This is a genomic window from Microbacterium sp. B35-04, assembly GCF_010634885.1.
GTDB lineage: Bacteria > Actinomycetota > Actinomycetes > Actinomycetales > Microbacteriaceae > Microbacterium.
This window is the reverse complement of sequence record NZ_MWLP01000094.1, coordinates 42,284-62,323: the sequence shown is the minus strand read 5'-3', so window position 1 is coordinate 62,323 and position 20,040 is coordinate 42,284. Positions and strand designations below refer to the sequence as shown.

General features: G+C 70.4%; 15 protein-coding genes and 1 other RNA gene. 8 read left to right on the top strand and 8 right to left on the bottom strand.

Going from position 1 to position 20,040, the window contains the following annotated elements; all coding sequences use genetic code 11:
* The gene (locus B1729_RS17645; protein WP_163617198.1) at nucleotides 1-1,533 is read right to left on the bottom strand and encodes an amino acid permease; all 1,533 of its coding nucleotides are present in this window, start codon (nucleotides 1,531-1,533) and stop codon (nucleotides 1-3) included.
* A gap of 88 nt (nucleotides 1,534-1,621) precedes the next feature.
* On the opposite strand from B1729_RS17645, the gene B1729_RS17640 reads away from it, so the two are divergent.
* The 3 genes from B1729_RS17640 to rnpB all read left to right on the top strand — a co-directional run bounded on the left by B1729_RS17640 (nucleotide 1,622) and on the right by rnpB (nucleotide 4,537).
* Entirely contained in the window at nucleotides 1,622-2,353 is a 732-nt protein-coding gene (locus B1729_RS17640; RefSeq protein ID WP_163634082.1) for a C4-type zinc ribbon domain-containing protein, read from the top strand.
* 38 nt (nucleotides 2,354-2,391) lie between these two features.
* Nucleotides 2,392-4,122, top strand: coding sequence for a bifunctional 3'-5' exonuclease/DNA polymerase (locus B1729_RS17635; protein WP_163634080.1), 1,731 nt, complete (start codon nucleotides 2,392-2,394; stop codon nucleotides 4,120-4,122).
* 45 nt (nucleotides 4,123-4,167) lie between these two features.
* Nucleotides 4,168-4,537, top strand: an RNA gene (gene rnpB / locus B1729_RS17630) — RNase P RNA component class A.
* 47 nt (nucleotides 4,538-4,584) lie between these two features.
* Here rnpB and B1729_RS17625 read toward each other — a convergent pair.
* Nucleotides 4,585-5,358, bottom strand: coding sequence for an ROK family protein (locus B1729_RS17625; RefSeq protein ID WP_163617195.1), 774 nt, complete (start codon nucleotides 5,356-5,358; stop codon nucleotides 4,585-4,587).
* Between the two features lie 98 nt (nucleotides 5,359-5,456).
* On the opposite strand from B1729_RS17625, the gene B1729_RS17620 reads away from it, so the two are divergent.
* From B1729_RS17620 to B1729_RS17610, 3 genes are read left to right on the top strand one after another with little or no spacing between them, the layout of a single operon-like run.
* On the top strand, nucleotides 5,457-5,684 hold the full coding sequence (locus tag B1729_RS17620) for an SPOR domain-containing protein (RefSeq protein ID WP_163634079.1): 228 nt from the start codon (nucleotides 5,457-5,459) through the stop codon (nucleotides 5,682-5,684).
* Between the two features lie 60 nt (nucleotides 5,685-5,744).
* Nucleotides 5,745-7,082, top strand: a complete 1,338-nt coding sequence (locus B1729_RS17615; protein ID WP_163617193.1) for a glutamine synthetase family protein — start codon at nucleotides 5,745-5,747, stop codon at nucleotides 7,080-7,082.
* Nucleotides 7,083-7,095: 13 nt separating this feature from the next.
* Entirely contained in the window at nucleotides 7,096-10,098 is a 3,003-nt protein-coding gene (locus B1729_RS17610; protein WP_163634077.1) for a bifunctional [glutamine synthetase] adenylyltransferase/[glutamine synthetase]-adenylyl-L-tyrosine phosphorylase, read from the top strand.
* A gap of 40 nt (nucleotides 10,099-10,138) precedes the next feature.
* On the opposite strand, the gene B1729_RS17605 is transcribed toward B1729_RS17610, so the two are convergent.
* Complete coding sequence (locus tag B1729_RS17605) at nucleotides 10,139-10,738, bottom strand: peptidase M23 (RefSeq protein ID WP_239539702.1); 600 nt, start codon at nucleotides 10,736-10,738, stop codon at nucleotides 10,139-10,141.
* A 295-nt stretch (nucleotides 10,739-11,033) separates the two neighbouring features.
* Nucleotides 11,034-12,458 carry a type I glutamate--ammonia ligase gene (gene glnA, locus B1729_RS17600; protein WP_163634072.1) on the bottom strand — a complete coding sequence of 475 codons (1,425 nt, stop codon included), beginning with the start codon at nucleotides 12,456-12,458 and terminating at the stop codon, nucleotides 11,034-11,036.
* Between the two features lie 132 nt (nucleotides 12,459-12,590).
* Between glnA and B1729_RS17595 the strand changes: the two genes are divergently transcribed.
* The gene (locus B1729_RS17595; protein WP_239539701.1) at nucleotides 12,591-12,983 is read left to right on the top strand and encodes an RDD family protein; all 393 of its coding nucleotides are present in this window, start codon (nucleotides 12,591-12,593) and stop codon (nucleotides 12,981-12,983) included.
* Between the two features lie 140 nt (nucleotides 12,984-13,123).
* On the opposite strand, the gene B1729_RS17590 is transcribed toward B1729_RS17595, so the two are convergent.
* Nucleotides 13,124-13,834 carry a DUF4191 domain-containing protein gene (locus B1729_RS17590; RefSeq protein ID WP_163617188.1) on the bottom strand — a complete coding sequence of 237 codons (711 nt, stop codon included), beginning with the start codon at nucleotides 13,832-13,834 and terminating at the stop codon, nucleotides 13,124-13,126.
* A gap of 125 nt (nucleotides 13,835-13,959) precedes the next feature.
* On the opposite strand from B1729_RS17590, the gene B1729_RS17585 reads away from it, so the two are divergent.
* Nucleotides 13,960-15,291 (top strand): hypothetical protein, encoded by a 1,332-nt coding sequence (locus tag B1729_RS17585; protein WP_163634068.1) that lies wholly within the window; start codon nucleotides 13,960-13,962, stop codon nucleotides 15,289-15,291.
* 12 nt (nucleotides 15,292-15,303) lie between these two features.
* Here B1729_RS17585 and sucB read toward each other — a convergent pair whose 3' ends face one another.
* The 3 genes from sucB to B1729_RS17570 form a co-directional block, all read right to left on the bottom strand.
* Nucleotides 15,304-17,079: a 2-oxoglutarate dehydrogenase, E2 component, dihydrolipoamide succinyltransferase gene (gene sucB, locus B1729_RS17580; protein WP_163617186.1), complete on the bottom strand. Its 1,776-nt coding sequence runs from the start codon at nucleotides 17,077-17,079 to the stop codon at nucleotides 15,304-15,306.
* Nucleotides 17,080-17,141: 62 nt separating this feature from the next.
* Nucleotides 17,142-18,515: a dihydrolipoyl dehydrogenase gene (gene lpdA, locus B1729_RS17575; protein WP_163634066.1), complete on the bottom strand. Its 1,374-nt coding sequence runs from the start codon at nucleotides 18,513-18,515 to the stop codon at nucleotides 17,142-17,144.
* Nucleotides 18,512-19,999, bottom strand: coding sequence for a leucyl aminopeptidase (locus tag B1729_RS17570; protein WP_163617184.1), 1,488 nt, complete (start codon nucleotides 19,997-19,999; stop codon nucleotides 18,512-18,514). Before B1729_RS17570 ends, lpdA begins: the two co-directional genes overlap by 4 nt.
* Nucleotides 20,000-20,040 lie beyond the last annotated feature (41 nt).

Here is a 20,040-nt window from a genome sequence, read left to right as displayed (position 1 = left end):
TCATCCCCGGTCCGGCCGCGGATCGTCGTCGCTGTCGTCGCGCTGGTGTGAGACGACATGCGGCAGCGCGAACTCCTCGTAGCCGGGCTGGCCGATCTTCGAGTGCCGGTGCGAGTAGGCGAAGTAGATCGCGAAGCCGATGACGAGCCACACCAGGAATCGCAGCCAGGTCTCGACGGTGAGGTTGAGCATCAGGTACACGCAGATGGCCGCCGAAAGCGCGGGCAACCACGGGTTGAACGGCACGCGGAACGCGCGCGGCAGGTCGGGCCGCTTGCGGCGCAGGACGATCACGCCGACCGAGACGAGCACGAAGGCAGAGAGCGTGCCGATGTTCACCATCTCCTCGAGGAGCCCGACCGGGGTGAATCCCGCGACGACGGCGACCACGATCGTGACGATGATCGAGATGAGCCAGGGCGTGCGGTACCGGGGGTGCACCTTCGCGAGGCCCATCGGCAGCAGCGCATCGCGGGACATCGCGAAGATGATGCGCGTCGCACCGATGAGGAGCGTCAGCACGACGGTCGTGAGACCGGCGACGGCGCCGGCCGAGATCAGGGTGGCCATCCAGGTCTGCCCGTGGAACGCGAACGCGTTGGCCAGGGCGGCCGCGGGGTCCAGGTCCTGGTAGGGGACCATGCCGGTGACGACGAGCGCGACGGCGCAGTAGAGCAGCGTGCAGATCACCAGCGACGCGATGATGCCGATCGGCAGGTCGCGCTGCGGATTGCGCGTCTCCTCCGCGGTCGTCGCGACGACGTCGAAGCCGATGTACGCGAAGAACACGAGTGCAGCGCCCGCGAAGATGCCGCCCACGCCGAAGGCGGTCGGCTCGATGCCCGAGAAGAACTGCAGCAGCGGCTGGCTCAACCCGGTCGGTGCATCGGTCGGTGCGGGGGCGGGGACGAACGGCGACCAGTTGGCGGGGTTCACGAACAGGATGCCGGCGACGATCACGAACAGCACGATGAAGAGCTTCACGGCGACGAGGACCATGTTCACCCTCAGCGACTCCTTGATGCCGAAGGTCATGAGCCCGCCGAGCACCAGCACCAGCAGGATGGCCATGAGGTCGACGGTGCCGCCGTATCCGATCTCGGGCGGGATCGGCATCCCGAGCTGATCGAGAAGCGTGCCGAGATACGCGCTCCATCCCTGCGCGACCACGCTCGCCCCCAGGAACATCTCGAGGATGAGGTCCCACCCGATGATCCAGGCGAACAGCTCGCCGAGTGACGAGTACGAGAAGGTGTACGCCGACCCCGACACCGGCACGGTCGAGGCGAATTCCGCGTAGCAGAGCGCGGCGAGGGTGCAGGCGATCGCGGCCACCGCGAAGCTCAGGACGATCGCCGGGCCGGCGACCTCGTGGGCGGCCCGGCCGGTGAGCGTGAAGATCCCTGCCCCGATCACGACGCCGATGCCGAAGACGGTCAGGTCGAGTGCTGTCAGCGACTTTTTGAGCCGGAACTCCGGTTCATCGGTGTCGGCGATGGACCGTTCGACGGACTTCGTACGGAGAACGCCCATGATGCGCGCCTTTCGTCAGCGGAAGGACCGGTCGTCGAATGCTAGCCCCCGCCGATCACGGCGTCGATGCCCACGGTAGGTTGGACACGTGAAAGCCAGCCCCGCAGACCAGCGCCGCCTCGTCGAGGTCGCCCAGCTCGACGCCAGGATCCGCCGGGCCGAGAACGCCCGCAAGAACCCGCCGCAGGCCGGTCGCGTCCAGGAGCTGCTCGGACGCCGTCAGCAGCTGTCGCAGGAGCTCACCACCCGCCTGGGCGCCCGTGACGACCTCCGCACGGAACTGTCCCGCATCGAATCCGACGTCGCCGTGGTCGAGGCCCGTGCCGCACGGGACGCGCAGCGGCTCGCGGCGTCCACCAATTCGAAGGAGGCGCAGGGGTTCGAGAGCGAGCTCGCCGCGCTCGCGCGACGTAAGAACGACCTCGAAGACGCCGAGTTGGCGATCATGGAGCGACTCGAGCTCGCGGACGCGGCCGTCGCCGAGCAGGAGTCGCTCATCGCGGCGACCAACGCCGAGGGAGCCGAGCTCAGCGCCGACGGCAAGCGCGCCGTCGCCGAGGCGACGGCGGCCTTCGAAGCCGCGACCCGTGACAGGGCCGCGATCGCCGGCGCCCTGCCCGCCGATCTGATCTCGCTGTACGACCGTGTGGCCGTGCGCAGTGCCGGCGCGGCCCTCCTTCGCCGCCGCACCTGCGAGGGCTGCAACATGGTGCTCGCCGGCACCGACCTGCAGGTGCTGCGCCAGTCGCCCGAGGACGAGGTCGTCACGTGCCCCGAATGCGGCTGCCTGCTGGTGCGCGACGATGATTCCGGACTGTGACGGAATCCGGGCTGTGAGCCCAGCCGGGCAGTGCCGTCGTGGGCGCAGCTGACGCGCCCGCCTGGATCGTCCTCGGACGGACCGCTCGCGGGGCGCACGTCATCCGGCTCGACGACGCCGCCGCCGAGCTGGACCGCGACGAGGTCGATCAGGGCGCGCTGACGTCCTGGATCGCCGACGCCGAGGCGCGCTGGGCGCCTCGCTGGGTCTGGCACGACACGCCGCAGTGGTATACGGCGCTGCTCGCCGCCGGAGTCCGGATCGCCCGCTGCCACGACCTGCGGCTCTGTCACGCCATCCTGAGGGATTCGGCGCTGGTCGACGAGTCGGCCGTGGTGCGCCGGGCGGTGGAATGGGATGCCGCACCACACGTCGACGCGGCGGACGCGGCGCCCACGCTGTTCGATCTCGAGCACGGGCAGCGTCCCGCCGGGCCCCCGTCCGATGTCGAGGCTGCCCTGGCCGAGTTCCGGCGCCAGCGCGCTGCGGTCTCGGACAGCAGCGGGGCCGGCCGGCTGCGCCTGCTGACCGCGGCGGAGTCGGCGGGCGCGCTCATCGCCACCGAGCTCCGGGCTGCAGGGCTCCCGTGGGACGCCGCCGCGCATGACCGGATCCTCGTCGAGACGCTGGGGGAGCGCCGTCCCGGTGGCGGCCAGCCGGCGAAGCTCGCGGACGCCGCGGAGCGCGTGCGTGCAGCGCTCGGAGACCCGACGGCGAGCCTCGACTCGCAGCCGAAACTGCTGCGGGCGCTGCACCGCGTCGGCGTGCTGGTCGAGTCCACGAGCCGGTGGGAGCTCGCCGAGCAGCGGCATCCGGTCATCGAGCCGCTCCTCGAGTACAAGAAGCTCTCGCGGCTGCTCTCCGCCAACGGGTGGGTCTGGCTCTCGGAATGGGTCGCCGACGGGAGGTTCCGCCCCGTCTTCGTCCCCGGTGGCGTCGTCACCGGCCGCTGGGCGTCCTCCGGCGGAGGCGCTCTCCAGCTTCCACGCCAGTTGCGGGAGGCCGTGCGCGCCGATCCCGGCTGGCGGCTGGTCGTGGCCGACGTCGCGCAGCTGGAGCCGCGCGTGCTGGCCGCGATGGCGAGCGACACCGCCCTCGCCGCGGCGGCGCGCGGCCGAGACCTCTACGCGGGCATCGTGGACAGCGGTGCCGTCGCCACCCGTCAGGAGGCCAAGATCGCCCTCCTCGGCGCCATGTACGGTGCCACGACGGGCGAATCCGGCCGCCTCGTTCCGCGCCTGCGCCGTGCCTACCCGCGCGCGATGGGCCTGGTGGATGACGCGGCGCGCGTCGGCGAAGACGGCGGCGTGGTCTCGACCTGGCTCGGCCGCAGCTCGCCGGCTCCCTCGCCGGAGTGGTCGGCCGCGCAGTCCCGCGCGACCGAGGCCGAGGCATCCGGAGCGGAAGAGACCCGTGCGAGGAGGTGGGCCCGCGATCGTGGCCGGTTCACACGCAACTTCGTCGTACAGGGCACCGCCGCCGAGTGGGCGCTGGCGTGGCTGGCCGACCTGCGGGGACGTCTGGCCGCCCTCCCGCCCGTGCCGGCCGGGCGCGCCGCGCCGCGGTCGGGTCCCGCCTTCGCACGACAGCCGCATCTGGCGTTCTTCCTCCACGACGAGGTGATCGTGCACACGCCTGAAGAGCATGCCGAAGCGGCCGCGCAGGCGGTGACGGATGCCGCAGCCGCCGCGGGGCGTCTGCTGTTCGGCGACTTCCCGCTCGACTTCCTGCTGGACGTGCGCATCGCCGAGACCGCTCAGAAGGACTGACGCGAAGCCGGCACCCGGCCCGCGACGGTAGACTCGCGGGGCGAATGGGTCGGCTGGACGGTCGCGTCGCGGGCGGTTCGCCGCCGCGCGCCGAGGAACGTCCGGGCTCCGCAGGGCAGGGCGGTGGGTAACACCCACCCGGAGCGATCCGCGAGACAGTGCCACAGAGAGCAGACCGCCGGGACTTCGGTCCCGGTAAGGGTGAAAGGGTGGTGTAAGAGACCACCGGGGTCGTGGTGACACGACCCGCACGGCAAACCTCGCCCGGAGCAAGGCCAGACAGGGGATGATGACGCGGCCCGCCGAGTCCCCGGGTAGGCCGCTGGAGCGGCACGGCAACGTGTCGCCGAGAGAGATGACCGTCCACGGGGCTCACGCCCCCGGACAGAACCCGGCGTACAGGCCGGCCCATTCGCCCTCTCCGCCGGCCCCCGTCGCGAGAAGCATCCGGCGGGCGCGACCTCAGACGACGGGCCGCCCCGCGAGGGCCGCGGCACCGATGATGCCCGCGTTGTTGCGGTGCACCGCCGGAACGATCGGCGTCTTGAGCTCGAGCAGGTGCAGGAACTTGTCGGCGTGCTTGGAGACGCCGCCGCCGACGACGAAGAGGTCCGGGCTGAACAGGAACTCGATGTGGCCGTAGTACCACTGCAGCCGCTTGGCCCACTGCTCCCACGTGAGCTCGTGCCGCTCCATCGCCGAGTAGGCCGCGTACGCCTCGGCATCCTTCCCGTGCCGGGCGCGCTGCACGTGCCCGAGCTCCGAGTTGGGGACGAGCACGCCGTCGTAGAGCAGCGCGGAGCCGATCCCGGTGCCGAGGGTGGTGAGGATGGTGAGCCCGTCCCGGTCCTTCGCGGCCCCGTAGCGCACCTCCGCGACGCCCGCGACATCCGCGTCGTTGGCGAAGTGGATGTCGCGACCGAGGCCGTCTTCGAAGAACTTCTCCGCCTCGAAGTCGATCCACTGGTCGGAGACGTTGGCGGCCGACAGCGTGCGGCCGTGCTTGACGATCGCCGGGAAGGCGACCCCGAGCGGGACCGACTGGTCGTCGGCGACGCCGAGGGTCGAGAGGACTTCGGTGACCGCGGCGAGCACGTCCGGCGGGTGCGCCCCTTCGGGGGTGGCGACCTTGACGCGGTCGCTGATCAGCTCGCCTCGATCGAGGTCCACGATGCCCGCCTTGATGCCGGTGCCGCCGATGTCCACGCCGACGGCGCGTGCCGCGTCAGATGCCATGCCGACAGCCTATCGAGGCGGACACGGCGGCCGCGGAGCGGCCCCCGTCAGTAGGATCGTGCTGACGGCGACCAGCCCCGCGATCCGAGGAGGGCACGATGACGCACGACAGCGAGAAGTACTGGTACAACCTCAAGACCGGCGAGGTCGAGAAGGGCTTCGAGTCGCCCGCTCCGGACCGCGCCGGCCCGTTCGACACCCCGGAGGAGGCCGCGAAGGCCCCCGAGGTGATCCGCGAGCGTGCGCGCGCGTGGGCGGCCGAGGAGGCGCGTGAGGACTCCTGGAGTTCGGACACCGTGTCGGGAGCCCCTCGCGACGAGCAGTAGTCTGGCTTCGACCGCGGTCAGTCAGCCACGGTCGGCGATTCCGGCACCGGAGAGGACGCGATGGACAAGCAGCGTGACTTCGTTCTGAGAACCATCGAAGAACGAGGCGTGAAGTTCGTACGGCTGTGGTTCACAGACGTGATCGGCACGTTGAAGTCCGTGGCCATCGCACCCGCAGAGGTCGAGGGCGCCTTCAGCGAAGGCCTGGGCTTCGACGGGTCCGCGATCGAGGGTCTGACGCGGTCGTACGAATCGGACCTGCTCGCGCACCCCGACCCCACCACCTTCCAGATCCTGCCCTGGCGGGGCGAGATCGACCCCACGGCGCGGATGTTCTGCGACATCACGACGCCCGACGGTCAGCCCGCCGTCGCCGATCCGCGCCATGTCCTGAAGCGAACGCTGGCGAAGGCCGCCGACGCCGGGTTCACGTTCTATACGCACCCGGAGATCGAGTTCTACCTCCTCAAGTCGTCGTCCTTCGGCACGGAGGGCCCTGAGCCGGTGGACTCGGCGGGGTACTTCGACAACGTACCCGGGGGCACGGCCCACGACTTCCGCCGGCGCTCCGTCCGCATGCTCGAAGACCTGGGCATCTCGGTCGAGTTCAGCCACCACGAGGGCGGCCCGGGTCAGAACGAGATCGACCTGCGCTACGCGGACGCCCTGACCACGGCGGACAACATCATGACGTTCCGCACCGTGATCAAAGAGGTCGCGATCGAGCAGGGCGTCTACGCCACGTTCATGCCCAAGCCGATGACCGGCAAGCCGGGCAGCGGGATGCACACCCACATGTCCCTGTTCGAGGGCGACGTCAACGCGTTCTACGAAGAAGGCGCGCAGTACCAACTCTCGAAGGTCGGCCGGCAGTTCATCGCCGGCCTGCTCCGCCACGCGAACGAGATCTCGGCCGTGACCAACCAGTTCGTCAACTCCTACAAGCGGGTGTGGGGCGGCGACGAGGCTCCGAGCTTCATCTGCTGGGGTCACAACAACCGCTCCGCGCTGGTGCGGGTGCCGCTGTACAAGCCGAACAAGGGCCAGTCGTCGCGCGTGGAGTACCGCGCGCTGGACTCTGCCGCGAACCCCTACCTCTCGTACGCGCTCATGCTGGCTGCCGGCCTCAAGGGCATCGAAGAGGAATACGAGCTGCCCGCCGAGGCCGAGGACAACGTCTGGTCGCTGACGGATGGCGAGCGCCGGGCGCTCGGCTACGCGCCGCTGCCCGCCAGTCTCGACCACGCCCTGGAGTACATGGAGGAGTCCGAGCTCGTCGCTGAGACGCTCGGCGAGCAGGTCTTCAACTACGTTCTCCTGAACAAGCGACGCGAGTGGCAGGAGTATCGCTCCCAGGTCACGGCGTTCGAGCTCAAGAGCAACCTCGAGATGCTCTGAGACCGGCTGACGCATGTCCGCGAGCGATCGGCCGGGTTCGCTGACCCCGCTCGCCCGCCTGGGCTTCAGCCGTCTCACCGACGCCGAAGCACTCCTCGCGGAGCTGTCCGCGCTCGTCGAATTACCGCGGGACGCGCTGCTCGAGGGTGCCGGCCGCGCGGCCGACCCCGACGAGGCGCTGCAGGCACTGACCCGTCTGGCTCGGCGCGACGCCGCCCCCGTGCAGCGAGCGCACGCCCGACCCCGCGCCTGGCGGGCGCTCTGGGCACTGCTCGGGGCTTCGACCGGTTTCGGCGAGTTCTTCTTCCGGCATCCGTCCGAAGTCGATCAGCTTGCGGACGCGGGGGACCGGCTGCCCACGCCGGAGGAGCTCCGCGTCGAACTCCTGGACGCGATCGGAGCCGTCGACGGATTCGCCGCGGACGGCGGCGAGGGCGCCTGGGTCGCGCTCCGCGTCCGCTACCGCCGGATGCTCGCCCGGATCGCCGCGTACGACCTGCTGAGTCCCTCGCCGGTGGACGAGATCGCCGCGGTGTCGGCGCGGCTGGCGGATGCCGCGGGTGCGGCGCTGGAGGCATCCCTCGCGGTCGCCCGCACCCGGGTGTCGGGCGGCGCGGTCGGAGCCGGCCTCTTTCCGCACGAGCAGGTCGCACGGACCAAGCTCGCGATCATCGGGATGGGCAAGACCGGGGCGCGCGAGCTGAACTACGTCAGTGACGTCGACGTGATCTTCGTGGGGGGCGGAGACCACGACGCCCTCGAGCAGTTCGGCGAGAGCCGCATCGTCGACATCGCGACCCGCCTCGCGGTGCAGACGATGCGCGGCATCTCGGGCGTCGAGATCGAGCCGCCACTCTGGGAGGTCGACGCCAACCTGCGCCCGGAGGGCAAGCAGGGCGCGCTGGTGCGCACCCTCGACTCGCACCTGGCGTATTACGACCGGTGGGCGAAGAGCTGGGAGTTCCAGGCGCTGCTGAAGGCGCGTCCGATCGCCGGTGACGACGAGCTCGGCAGGGCCTACACCGCGGCGGTCCAGCCGAAGATCTGGACGAGCGCCGCACGCGAGAACTTCGTCGACAGCGTGCAGCGGATGCGCGAGCGGGTCACCGAGCACATCCCCGCGGCCGACGTGCCTTACCAGCTCAAGCTCGGCCCCGGAGGCATCCGCGACATCGAGTTCACGGTTCAGCTGCTGCAGCTCGTGCACGGGCTTTCCGACGACCGCATCCGCCAGCGCGGCACGCTCGAGGCGCTCGACGCCCTCGTGACGGAGGGCTACATCGGCCGGGCCGAGGCATCCGCCTTCTCGCGCGACTATCGCGTGCTGCGGCTGCTCGAACACCGGGTGCAGCTGCGTCATCTGCGCCGCACGCACCTCATGCCGGAGCGTCCGGAGGAGCGTCGCGCGCTCGCCCGCGCGAGCCGGCTCGCCGACACCGGCGCCGGCATCTGGGAGCTGTGGGAGTCGGTCAAGCGCGAGGTCCGCGACATCCACGTCCGCCTGTTCTATCGTCCGCTGCTGTCGGCCGTCGCGGCACTGCCGGCCGACGAGCGGGTGCTGTCCACCGCGCAGGCGCACGACCGCCTCGCCGCGATCGGCTTCTCCGACCCGGCCGGCGCCCTCCGCCACATCGCCGCGCTCACCAGCGGGGTGAGCCGCAAGGCCACCATCCAGCGCCACCTCATGCCCGTCATGATCCGATGGTTCGCCGACGGGGTCGACCCCGATTACGGTCTGCTGGCGTTCCGCCGACTCAGCGAACGCCTCGGCGACACCCACTGGTTCCTCCGCATGCTGCGCGACTCGTCGGGAGCCGCCGAGAGCCTCTCACGCGTGCTCTCGGGATCGCGGTACATCGGCGAGCTCATGGAGTGGATCCCTGAATCCGCGGCGTGGCTGGATGATCCCGAGCTCCTGCGCCCGCGATCGGGCCTCGCCCTCCAGCAGGAGGCGCGCGCGATCCAGACACGCCACGACACCGTCACCGATGCCACGCGCGCCGTCCGCGCGCTGCGACGACGCGAGCAGCTGCGGATCGCGATGGGGGCGATCCTCGGCACGGTGACGATCGAAGAGGTCGCCGAAGCGCTCACGACGATCACCGACGTGACGATCCAGGCGACGCTGCGAGCCGTGCGTCGCGACATCGTGCCGCCCGAAGACGCCGCGCTCGACTTCTCCGTCATCGCCATGGGCCGCTTCGGCGGCGCGGAGCTCGGCTTCGGTTCCGACGCCGATGTCATGTACGTCTATCGCCCGAACGGCGTCGACCCGCAGCGTGCGAACGAGCTGGCGTTGAAGCTCGTCGCGGCTCTCCGCACGTACTCCGAAGACCATCGTGTACCGCTCGAGCTCGATGCCGACCTGCGCCCGGAGGGGCGCAACGGCCCGCTCGCGCGCTCGCTCGACGCCTATGCCGAGTACTACCGCCGGTGGGCGCTCTCTTGGGAGGCGCAGGCGCTGCTGCGTGCCCGCGGCGTCGCGGGCAGTGTGAAGCTCATCCGGGACTTTCTGCAGCTGGCGGACCAGGTGCGCTATCCGGAAAGCGTCGATCTCGCGGCGACCCGAGAGATCAAGCGGATCAAGGCGCGAGTCGAGAGCGAGCGCCTGCCGCAGGGCGTCGATCCGTCGCGGCACCTCAAGCTCGGCCCCGGTTCGCTGAGCGACGTCGAGTGGCTCGTGCAGCTGCTCCAGCTGCAGCACGCCCACACGGTGCCCGAGATGCGCACCACCTCCACGCTCGGCGCCCTGCGCGCCGCGGAGCGCGCCGGTCTCATCCCGACGGCCGCCGCAGACCGGCTGGCCGAAGCCTGGCGGCTGGCGAGCCGCCTGCGCTCTGCCAACACGCTCCTCTCGGGCCAGACCAGCGATGTGCTCCCGGTGGACCGCGGGAAGCTCGACGGCATCGGCCGGCTCCTCGAGTACCCGCCGCGCTCGGCCACGCAGGTCGAGGAGGACTACCTCGGCACGACGCGACGCGCCCGCCGGGTCTTCGAGAAGCTGTTCTACGGCTAGGACGCCGGCGGCGGCATCCGGTGCTCGCCGGACGTGGCGTTCAGACGGGAGGGCACAGCGGGATGCCGTCGATGCGATCCCGCTCTTGCAGCGGTGCGGCATTGAGCGCCGCCACCACGCGGGCGGCGCGATCCCAGAACCGGGCGTAGTGGAGAGGGTCTGCGTTGATCTGCGTGAGATGCGCCACCAGGGTCGGTTCTGTGGACACACGGTCGGGCACGCGCACCGTCATCGCGCGGTAGAAGATGCTCGCAGCCGTGTAGGGGTCGAGCCGTGCTTCACGGCTTCCCCAACTGTCCTGCTGCTGGAAGAGGCCGATGGAGGTGGTGCGCGAGCCGTCGGGATTCGTGACGCCGCTGGTCTCCCAGTCGCCGTAGTCGATGTTCCGCAGTGACGACTCACCCATGGCCGTCATGACCGCGATGGTCTGATCGCGTTCATCGAGGCCCAGGTCTCGACCGGCCGCCATGATCGTGCAGGCGTGCGCGAGCTGCTCGACCCCGTAGCCGGCGATTCCCGGCTCGCGGATCGACGGGGGAGCGAACGACGGGAAGAGGGCAGCATCATCCTGCTCGCTGGAGAACGCACTCGCCACGAATGCCGAAGCGATAAGGAACCCGGCGAGGAACGTGACGGACACCGCGACGAATGCGACCAGCCCACCGCGTCGAGTCGACCCACGAGCGGCTCTTGCCCGATGCCGCGGCGGTCGCCGCCGAGCGGCTGCTGGCGGCCGCGCCGGACGACGTCGTCGTGCCTGTGCGCGGGGGCGGGCGGACATCGATCGTCACTTCCGGTCAGGAGCGGGGGCGCGACCAGCGTAGGGAGGACGGCTGGGGGAACGCCCCGAGTCTGCGGCCGGTGACGCCGGCCGCAGACTCGGGGCATGCGAAAGGGCCCCGGATGACCGGGGCCCTCTCGTCAATGCTGGAACGTCAGACTCCGAAGTACAGCTCGTACTCGAACGGGTGCGGACGCGCGTTGAGCGGCTGGATCTCGTTCTCGATCTTGTACTCGATCCACGTCTCGATCAGCTCGGGCGTGAACACGCCACCCTTCAGCAGGAACTCGTGGTCGGCGCGCAGCGCGTCCAGCGAGTCGAGCAGCGAGTTCGGCACCTGCGGGATGTTCTTCGCTTCCTCGGGGGGAAGCTCGTAGAGGTCCTTGTCGACCGGCTCGTGCGGCTCGATGCGGTTCTGGATGCCGTCGAGCCCGGCCATCAGCTGTGCGGCGAAGGCGAGATACGGGTTGCCCGAGGCATCCGGCGCGCGGAACTCGATGCGCTTCGCCTTGGGGTTGGAGCCCGTGATCGGGATGCGGATGGCCGCCGAGCGGTTACCCGCCGAGTAGACGAGGTTGACCGGCGCCTCGTATCCCTTCACGAGACGCTTGTACGAGTTCAGCGTCGGGTTGGTGAACGCGAGCAGCGCCGGCGCGTGGGCCAGGATGCCGCCGATGTACCAGCGCGCCAGGTCGGAGAGCTGCGCGTAGCCCTTCTCGTCGTAGAAGAGGGGCTTGCCCTCGAGCCACAGCGACTGGTGCGTGTGCATGCCCGAGCCGTTGTCGCCGAAGAGCGGCTTGGGCATGAAGGTCGCGACCTTGCCCCACTCGTTGGCGACGTTCTTGACGATGTACTTGAACTTCAGGATGTCGTCTGCCGCGTGCACCATCGTGTCGAAGCGGTAGTTGATCTCCTGCTGGCCTCCGGTGCCCACCTCGTGGTGCGCACGCTCCAGCAGAAGGCCCGCCTCGATGAGGTGGAGGCTGATGTCGTCGCGCAGGTCGGCGGTCTTGTCGACGGGCGAGACGGGGAAGTAGCCGCCCTTGTAGGGCGTCTTGTTCGCGAGGTTGCCGCCCTCTTCGCTGCGGCCCGAGTTCCAGGCGCCTTCTTCGGAGTCGACGGAGTAGAAGCTGGAGTTCTGCTTCACCTCGTAGCGGACGTCGTCGAAGATGTAGAACTCCGCCTCGGGGGCGAAGAACGCGGTGTCGGCGATGCCGGTCGACGCGAGGTACTTCTCGGCCTTCTTCGCGACCTGACGCGGGTCCTTCGCGTAGATCTCGCCGTTGCGCGGGTTGTAGATGTCGAACACCATGACGAGGGTCTTCGCCTCGCGGAACGGGTCGAGGTACGCCGTCGACACGTCGGGGATCAGCTGCATGTCAGATTCGTGGATGTTCGCGAATCCTCGGATGGAGGAGCCGTCGAACAGCTGGCCGACCGTGAAGAACTCTTCGTCAACGGTGGAGGCCGGGATGTTGAAGTGCTGCTGCACGCCAGGAAGGTCCGTGAAACGGATGTCGAGGAACTTTACATCCTCGTCCTTGATGAACTTCAGCACCTCGGATGAATCTTTGAACATGAAGACTCCAGAGGTAGGGCATTCGGATCCGCCCGTGCGGGTCGGGCTTGCTGGCAAGCTACCCGCAGGGGATTGCCCGGCAGTATCACTCGTGTTTCCGGCATGTTACGGCGACCTGTATACGCTGGGGAAGTGACGCAGAGCACCCAGGACTATCCGGGCGAACGGCTCGGCCTGCCCCGCGAGGGCACCGGATCCGTCGGCCGTCTCGGCCGCCGCGTCGGGGCGCTGTTCCTCGACTACGGCGCTGCGTACCTGATCTCGGGCTTCTTCGACTGGGACCCGCTCGCGATCCTCGCGATCTTCGCGGCGATCCAGCTGGTCTTCCTGCCGACGCTGCAGGGAAGCCCCGGTCACCGGGTGTTCGGCCTGCGGCTGGTGCGCCTCGACGGGGCATGGGTGGGCTTGTGGCGCCCCATCATCCGCACGGCTCTGCTGATCGTCGTGATCCCGGCGCTCATCTGGGATGCCGACCAGCGTGGACTGCACGACAAGGCCGCGGGCACGGTGCTCATCCGCTCCTGACGACTCGACCCCGGAGCGGCCCTCGATGCCACCTGGGCACGGTCACCGCGCGTACCGTCACCGCGTGCGCACCGACACCCTGCGGGCAACATCACCCCGCGGGCGCTGTCACCGCGCCGGCGGTGTGAGGTGCGGGGTGCTCAGCGCGGGCGAGGGGCCCGCACCTTGGTGGGGTCGATGCCCTTCGGGATGGGCAGCGACGTCAGCGACTGCGAGACGGACTCGACGCGCTTGATGACGGCCGCCATCGTGGCACGGTCCACCTTGGTGGGAAGAGCTTTGATCGTCGACGAGAGCTTCGAGATGGGCACTTCTCCCTCGCCGTGGCCGATGTACAGCACGGTGACGGGCACGCCCGACGCGACGCGCTGCACCTTCGAGCGCTCGTCGTTGACGAGGCGGGTGAGGCGACCGCGAGCACCCTCGCCCACGATCACGACGCCGCCGCGGCCGATCGCGCGGTAGACGGCTTCCTGGGTCTTGGGGTTGATGCCCACCGGCATCTCGCTGGCCTGCCACTTCCGGCCGAGCGAGGTCGACATGACGTGACCGGTGGCCCCCGGCATCCCGTCGATCTTCTTGTACATCGCGCGGGTCGACAGTCGCGTCATCGTCATCATCGACGCCAGGATGCCGAGCATGAGGCCTGTGATGCCCCACAGGATGATGCTCCACACCGCGACCGGCGGGATGGCGAACCCGATGCCCACGCCGGCGGCGGTGCCGAGGAGGAGGATGCCGGCCAGCAGGTACGGAAGCCAGCGGAACTCCTTCTGGGTGAAGGTGTAGAGGGTGCGGATCTGGGAGAAGAATCCCGGGCCCTTCTCGGGGGCGGTACTGCGCGCGGCCATAGCTTCCAGCCTACCTTTTCGCGGGCTCGTCCTCGGCTCCTCCACAGCCGACATCCGGCGATGTCCATCCACAGAACCCCACGCTCCGGGCGGTGGCGGCCCGCCGCGCCTCGCAGACTGTCGCCATGACCTCCGACGAGGGCCCGCTGGGCGATACGTATCGACCCATCCGCGTTGTGCGGGCACATGTCGACGGACCGTGGCCGGGCGTGCTCGCGCACACGTCGACGGGCGACGCCTTCGTCCTGGTCGACGCGGACGCGCTCGGCGCCCAGTGGCGAGGATGGGATGCCGCGGCCGACGGCCACGTGCTCGCCCCGGTCGACGTCGCCCGGCGATCCGACGGTCACGACGTCGTGCTGCCGGTCTGCGTCGAGCGTCTCGAAGAGTTCGTGCGGCGACGTGCCACGCGGATGCCGCTCAGCGCCGGCGAGGCGGTGACGCTCGGCGTGAGCGTGCTGCGCGCATGTCTGCAGATCGCGCCTGCGCCCGATACGACGGGGGACTGGTGGCTCGACGACGCCGGCAGGCCGCTGCTGGCGACGGATGCCTCACCGCACCGCGCGCTCGACACGGCCGCAGCCGTGCTCGAACAGGTGGCCGTCGACCCGCCGGCCGAGCGGACGTGGGCGACGGCGCTGCGCGCAGTGACGGCCGAGCGCATCTCGGTCCGCGAGCTGGAGGCGGCCGAGGAGGCGCTGTTCGCCGTTGCGACTCCCGAGCCTCTCAGCACCGTCAGCCTGAACCCGCGCAGCGCCGCCGCGGAGGGCGCACCGCGCGCTGACGCATCGGCCTATGGGGGCGGCGCCCGGGAGGGCGGTGAAGCAGCGCCGACATCCCTGTGGCAGAGCCTCCTCGCAGGAGTCGACAACGACCTCGCAGACAGTGTGTCGCGCGCGACGACGGCCGTCTGGCGCCGGCTGCGTCGCATCGAGCCGATGAAGAGGAACTCCTCCCGCCGAGCGCCCTGGCTCGTCGGCGGCGCGGTGGCAGCGGCGGTGCTGGCGGGCGGTGCGCTCTGGCCGACGGCGAGCGGCGTGGCGACGGAGGACCACGCGGATGTCGTGACCACCCCGGCGCCCACGGCGACCGGCGCGGGCGCCGATCCGTCGCCGACTTCAGCCGCGCCGCAGGGCGCCCCGGCAGCCGACGTCAGCGCAGGCACCGCCCTCACTCAAGTGGCCGGTGGGCTGCTCGACGCACGGACCGCCTGCGGCGGGGCGACGGACTGCCTGGCCACGGTGGTGGCGGACGCCACGACGCTGCCCGAGGGGGCGATCGACCTCCCCGCCGGTGAGCGAGCGCTCACGCTTCTCGACGACTTCGGCGACATCGCCGTGCTCCGCCTGGACGCGGCCGACGGCGCCCTCCCGTCGCAGATGGTGGTGATCCTGAAGCGGGACGAGAAATGGCTGCTGCGCGACGTCTCGGACGTCGCGCAGCAGCCGGAACAGTAAGGGCGGGTCGGCTCAGACGCCGAGCTGACCCTCGAACGCCGCTGCCTCGAGCCGGGACTTCACCGCGCCGAGGAAGCGCGCGGCGTCAGCACCGTCGATGACACGGTGGTCGTACGACAGTGCGAGGTACACGTACGAGCGCACCGAGATCGCGTCCTTGCCGTCGACCGTCACGATGCCAGGACGCTTGACGACCACACCGGTTCCGAGGATCGCCGTCTGCGGCAGGAACACCACCGGGGTGTCGAACAGCGCGCCCCGCGAGCCGGTGTTGGTCAACGTGAAGGTGCCGCCCGCGAGCTCGTCCGGCTTCAGCTTGTTCTCACGCGTACGAGCCGCCAGGTCGGCGATCTCGTGGGCGATCTGGGCCAGGTTCTTGGACGCCGCATCGCGCAGCACCGGCGTCAGCAGGCCGCGCTCGGTGTCGACGGCGATCGACAGGTTCTCGCTCGCCGGGTAGACGATCTGGTCGCCGTCGACGGTCGAGTTGACGATCGGGTACGCCTGCAGCGCCTCCGCCGCCGCCAGTGCGAAGAACGGCAGGAACGACAGCTTGTCGCCGGTCTTCGCCAGGAAGTCGTTCTTCACCTTGTCGCGGAAGGTCGCGAGCTTGGTGACGTCGACCTCGACGACGCTGGTCAGCTGGGCGGTCGACTGCATCGACTCGACGGCGCGCTGGGCGAGCACCTTGCGCAGACGCGACATCGGCTGCGTCGTGCCGCGCAGCGGCGACACCTCGACTGGTGCCGGAGCGGCGGCGGCCGCCGGAGCAGCAGGAGCCGCCGCGGCCTCGGCCGCCTTGAGCACGTCCTCCTTGCGGATGCGTCCGCCCACGCCGGTGCCCTTCACCGAGGCGAGATCGACGCCCTGCTGCTGAGCCAGTCGGCGCACGAGCGGTGTGACGTACGTGACACTGTCGTCGTCCGACACGAGGGCCGCTGCGGGAGCCGGAGCGGCGGCAGGGGCCGGAGCTGCGGGAGCCGGAGCGGCGGCAGGAGCCGGGGCAGCGGGAGCCGGAGCGGCGGCAGGAGCCGGAGCCGGAGGGGCAGGAGCAGGTGCGGCCGCAGCCGGAGCGGGCGCAGCCGGAGCCGGTGCTTCGGCAGGTGCGGCGCCGGCATCGCCGATGCGGGCGAGCGCCGCGCCGACCTCGACGGTCTCGTCCTCGGAGACCAGGATCTCCTGCAGGACGCCGGCGAACGGCGAGGGGATCTCGGTGTCGACTTTGTCGGTGGAGATCTCGAGCAGCGGCTCATCGACGGCGACCTCGTCGCCGACCTGCTTCAGCCATCGCGTGACCGTACCCTCGGTGACGCTTTCGCCGAGCTCGGGGAGCACGACCTCCTTGCCGCCGCCGGCGGATGCGGCCGGCTGCGCCGCAGCGGGCGCGGCTTCGGCCGGAGACTCGGCAGCGGGTGCGGGTGCCTCGGCGGCGGGCGCGGGCGCTTCGGCTGCGGGTGCCGGCGCTTCTGCGGGAGCCTGGGCTGCGGGAGCCTCAGCGGCCGGCGCGTCGGCGGCGGCGCCCTCGGGCGACCCACCGGCGGCTGCGCCGGAGCCGTCGCCGATCTTGGCCAGCACGGCGCCGACCTCGACGGTCTCGTCCTCCTGGACGAAGATCTCCTCGATGACGCCGCTGACCGGCGACGGGATCTCGGTGTCCACCTTGTCCGTGGAGATCTCGAGCAGGCCCTCGTCCGCCTGGACCGTGTCGCCGACGTTCTTGAGCCAGCGGGTGACCGTTCCCTCGGTCACGCTCTCACCGAGAGCGGGGAGGACCACGGATGTGCTCATGAGGATGTCTCCTTCTGAAGAAATATCGGATCTAGCTTAGTGATGAGGGGCGACCGCGAGGGTCAGAGCGCGTGCAGTGGCTTGCCTGCGAGGGCGAGGAAGGCCTCGCCGAGCGCTTCGGACTGCGTCGGGTGCGCGTGGACGAACGGTGCGATGTCTTCGGGGTGGGCTTCCCAGCCGACGGCGAGCTGTCCTTCGGTGATGAGCTCGCCGACACGGTCGCCGATCAGATGGACGCCGATGACAGGCCCGTCCTTCACGCGCACGACCTTGACGATGCCGCTGGTGCCCAGGATCTCGCTCTTGCCGTTGCCCGCGAGGTTGTACTCGTAGGCCACGATCCCGTCGGCGCCGTGCGCCTCGGCTGCCTGCGCCTCGGTGACACCGACGGAAGCGACTTCTGGGTGGCTGTAGGTCACCTTCGGGATCTGGTTGTCGGGGATGACGACGGGACCCAGCCCTGCGATCTCCTCCGCGACGAAGATCCCCTGCTGGAACCCGCGGTGCGCGAGCTGGAGTCCTGGGACGATGTCGCCGACGGCCCACACGTGCGGGACGCCGGTGCGAAGGCGTTCGTCGGTGACGACGAACCCCCGGTCGATGACCACACCCGCCTCTTCGTAGCCGAGGCCGGCCGTCGCCGGTCCGCGCCCGACGGCCACCAGCAGGTAGTCGGCGGTGAAGGTCTTGCCGTCCTCGAGCGTCACGGTGACGGCATCCGCTGTCTGCGTCGCGCTCTGGAAGCGCACACCGAGGGAGTACTGGATGCCGCGGCGCCGGAACGCGCGCTCCAGGCCCTTGCTGAGCGTCACGTCCTCGTTGGGCACGAGGTGGTCGAGGGCCTCGATGATGGTGACGTCGGCGCCGAACGAGCGCCACACGCTCGCGAACTCGACGCCGATGACGCCACCGCCGAGGATCACGGCGCTGCGGGGGATCTCGTCGAGTTCGAGGGCGTGCTCGCTGGTGAGGATGCGGCCGCCGATCTCCAGCCCCGGAAGCGTGCGGCTGTACGAACCGGTGGCCAGAATGACATCGGTGCCGCGGTAGAGGTCATCGCCGACGCGCACCGCGGGATCGGCTTCGAGCCGGCCCTCGCCCGTGACGACGGTGATCCCGCGTGCCTTCACGAGTCCCTCGAGGCCCTTGTACTTCTTGGCGACGATCCCTTCGCGGTACGCCCTGACCCCTGCGGGGTCGATGCCGTCGAGCGTCGCGCGGATGCCGACGGCCGCTGCATCCCGTGTCAGATCGGCCACCTCGGCGGCATGCAGCAGCGCCTTCGTCGGGATGCAGCCGCGGTGCAGGCATGTGCCGCCCACCTTGTCCTTCTCGACGAGAGCGACGCTCTTGCCCAGCTCTGCGGCGCGCAGCGCCGCGGCATAGCCGCCGCTGCCACCGCCCAGAACGACGAGATCGAAGGAGTGGTCGGTCATCGTGCCTCCTCATCGAGGTCAGTCAGGACGAAGCGGATCAGGCTGCGCACGGTCGCGGCAGTCGGTCCCTTGTCGGTGTAGCCGTACGGCGCGCCCTTGTGGGTGCCGCTCCCGGCGATGTCGAGATGCACCCACGGGATGCGGGGCGCACCGTCCTCGTCGCCCGTGCGGCCGACGAAGTGACGCAGGAACAGCCCTGCGAAGAGCGAGCCGCCGGCAGGGTCGCCGATCTTGGCGTTCTGCAGGTCGGCGATGGGGGAGTCCAGCTCCTCGACCATGTGGCCCGGAAGGGGCAGCTGCCACGCGGGCTCGCCGACCTCGGCGGCGGCGGCGAGGTACGCAGCCACGGCGTCGTCGTCGCCCATCACACCGGTGTGGCGCGTGCCGAGGGCGATCAGGATGGCTCCGGTGAGAGTGGCGACGTCGACGATCACATCGGGCTGCTCGCGGCTGGCGGCGACCAGTCCGTCGGCCAGCACGAGGCGCCCCTCGGCGTCGGTGTTGAGCACCTCGACGGTCGTGCCGTCGAGCAGGCGCAGCACGTCGCCCGGGCGCGTCGCGCGGCCCGACGGCATGTTGTCGGCGAGGCACAGCCACGCGGTCACCTTGACCGGAGCGGCGACGGATGCCGCGGCCCGGAGCACCGCGAGAACCGTGGCGGCTCCCGCCATGTCGTACTTCATCCCGACCATGGAGGCCGCCGGCTTGAGCGACAGACCGCCGGTGTCGAAGGTGATGCCCTTGCCCACCAGCGCGACGTGCCTGGTCGCGCCTTCAGGTGCGTACTCGAGACGGACCAGGCGCGGCGGGCGATCCGATCCCCGGCCGACGCCGAGGATGCCGCCGAAGCCCTGCTCGCGCAGCGCCTCCTCGTCGAGGATCTCGACGCTGACGGGGAGATCCGCCACGGACTCGGCGGCGCGCGCTGCGACGTCGGCGGGGCCGAGCCACTCGGCCGGGATGTTGACCAGGTCCTTCACGAGGGCGACCGAGGCCGCGGTCTCGACGATGAGCTTCAGTGCGGCGTCGTCGGGGTCGGCGGTGCCGTGGACGATCACGCGCGCCGCGCGCGGCTTGGGCGCCTCGGTCTTGTAGCCGTCGAATCGGTAGCCGCCCAGCGCGGCCCCCTCGGCGGCGGCGGTCCACAGTGCGGGGTCGGCGAACGGTGCGGCGACCGCCACCGTCGAGAACCCGGTCAGGGCGCGGATCGCGGCGCCCACGGCGTCGCGCAGAGCCGCAGCATCAGGCTCCGTCCCGGTGCCCACGACGGCCAACGGCAGCGATGTGACCTCCGCTGCGTAGACGCGGACCCACGCGCCCGGCGCACCGGTGAAACCGACCGCCAGGAGCGCGTCGCGCAGTCCGGGCCAGTCCGACAGATCAGGGGATGCGTCAGCCTCGAGCGGGGGGAGTGCGACGAGAAGGAGGTCGGCGTCGGACTCTCGGACAGGGGTGGTGCGGTACTCGAGGTCGGGAAGCGACATGGTCTCCATCCTAGGGACGCCGACTGTTCGCTCTGAGCGCG

Coding starts and splice junctions, on each gene's coding strand:
- B1729_RS17645 (WP_163617198.1), bottom strand. CDS start 1,533: ATGGGCGTTCTCCGTACGAAGTCCGTCGAACGGTCCATCGCCGACACC.
- B1729_RS17625 (WP_163617195.1), bottom strand. CDS start 5,358: ATGGCATCTGACGCGGCACGCGCCGTCGGCGTGGACATCGGCGGCACC.
- B1729_RS17620 (WP_163634079.1), top strand. CDS start 5,457: ATGACGCACGACAGCGAGAAGTACTGGTACAACCTCAAGACCGGCGAG.
- B1729_RS17615 (WP_163617193.1), top strand. CDS start 5,745: ATGGACAAGCAGCGTGACTTCGTTCTGAGAACCATCGAAGAACGAGGC.
- B1729_RS17610 (WP_163634077.1), top strand. CDS start 7,096: ATGTCCGCGAGCGATCGGCCGGGTTCGCTGACCCCGCTCGCCCGCCTG.
- glnA (WP_163634072.1), bottom strand. CDS start 12,458: ATGTTCAAAGATTCATCCGAGGTGCTGAAGTTCATCAAGGACGAGGAT.
- B1729_RS17590 (WP_163617188.1), bottom strand. CDS start 13,834: ATGGCCGCGCGCAGTACCGCCCCCGAGAAGGGCCCGGGATTCTTCTCC.
- B1729_RS17585 (WP_163634068.1), top strand. CDS start 13,960: ATGACCTCCGACGAGGGCCCGCTGGGCGATACGTATCGACCCATCCGC.
- sucB (WP_163617186.1), bottom strand. CDS start 17,079: ATGAGCACATCCGTGGTCCTCCCCGCTCTCGGTGAGAGCGTGACCGAG.
- lpdA (WP_163634066.1), bottom strand. CDS start 18,515: ATGACCGACCACTCCTTCGATCTCGTCGTTCTGGGCGGTGGCAGCGGC.
- B1729_RS17570 (WP_163617184.1), bottom strand. CDS start 19,999: ATGTCGCTTCCCGACCTCGAGTACCGCACCACCCCTGTCCGAGAGTCC.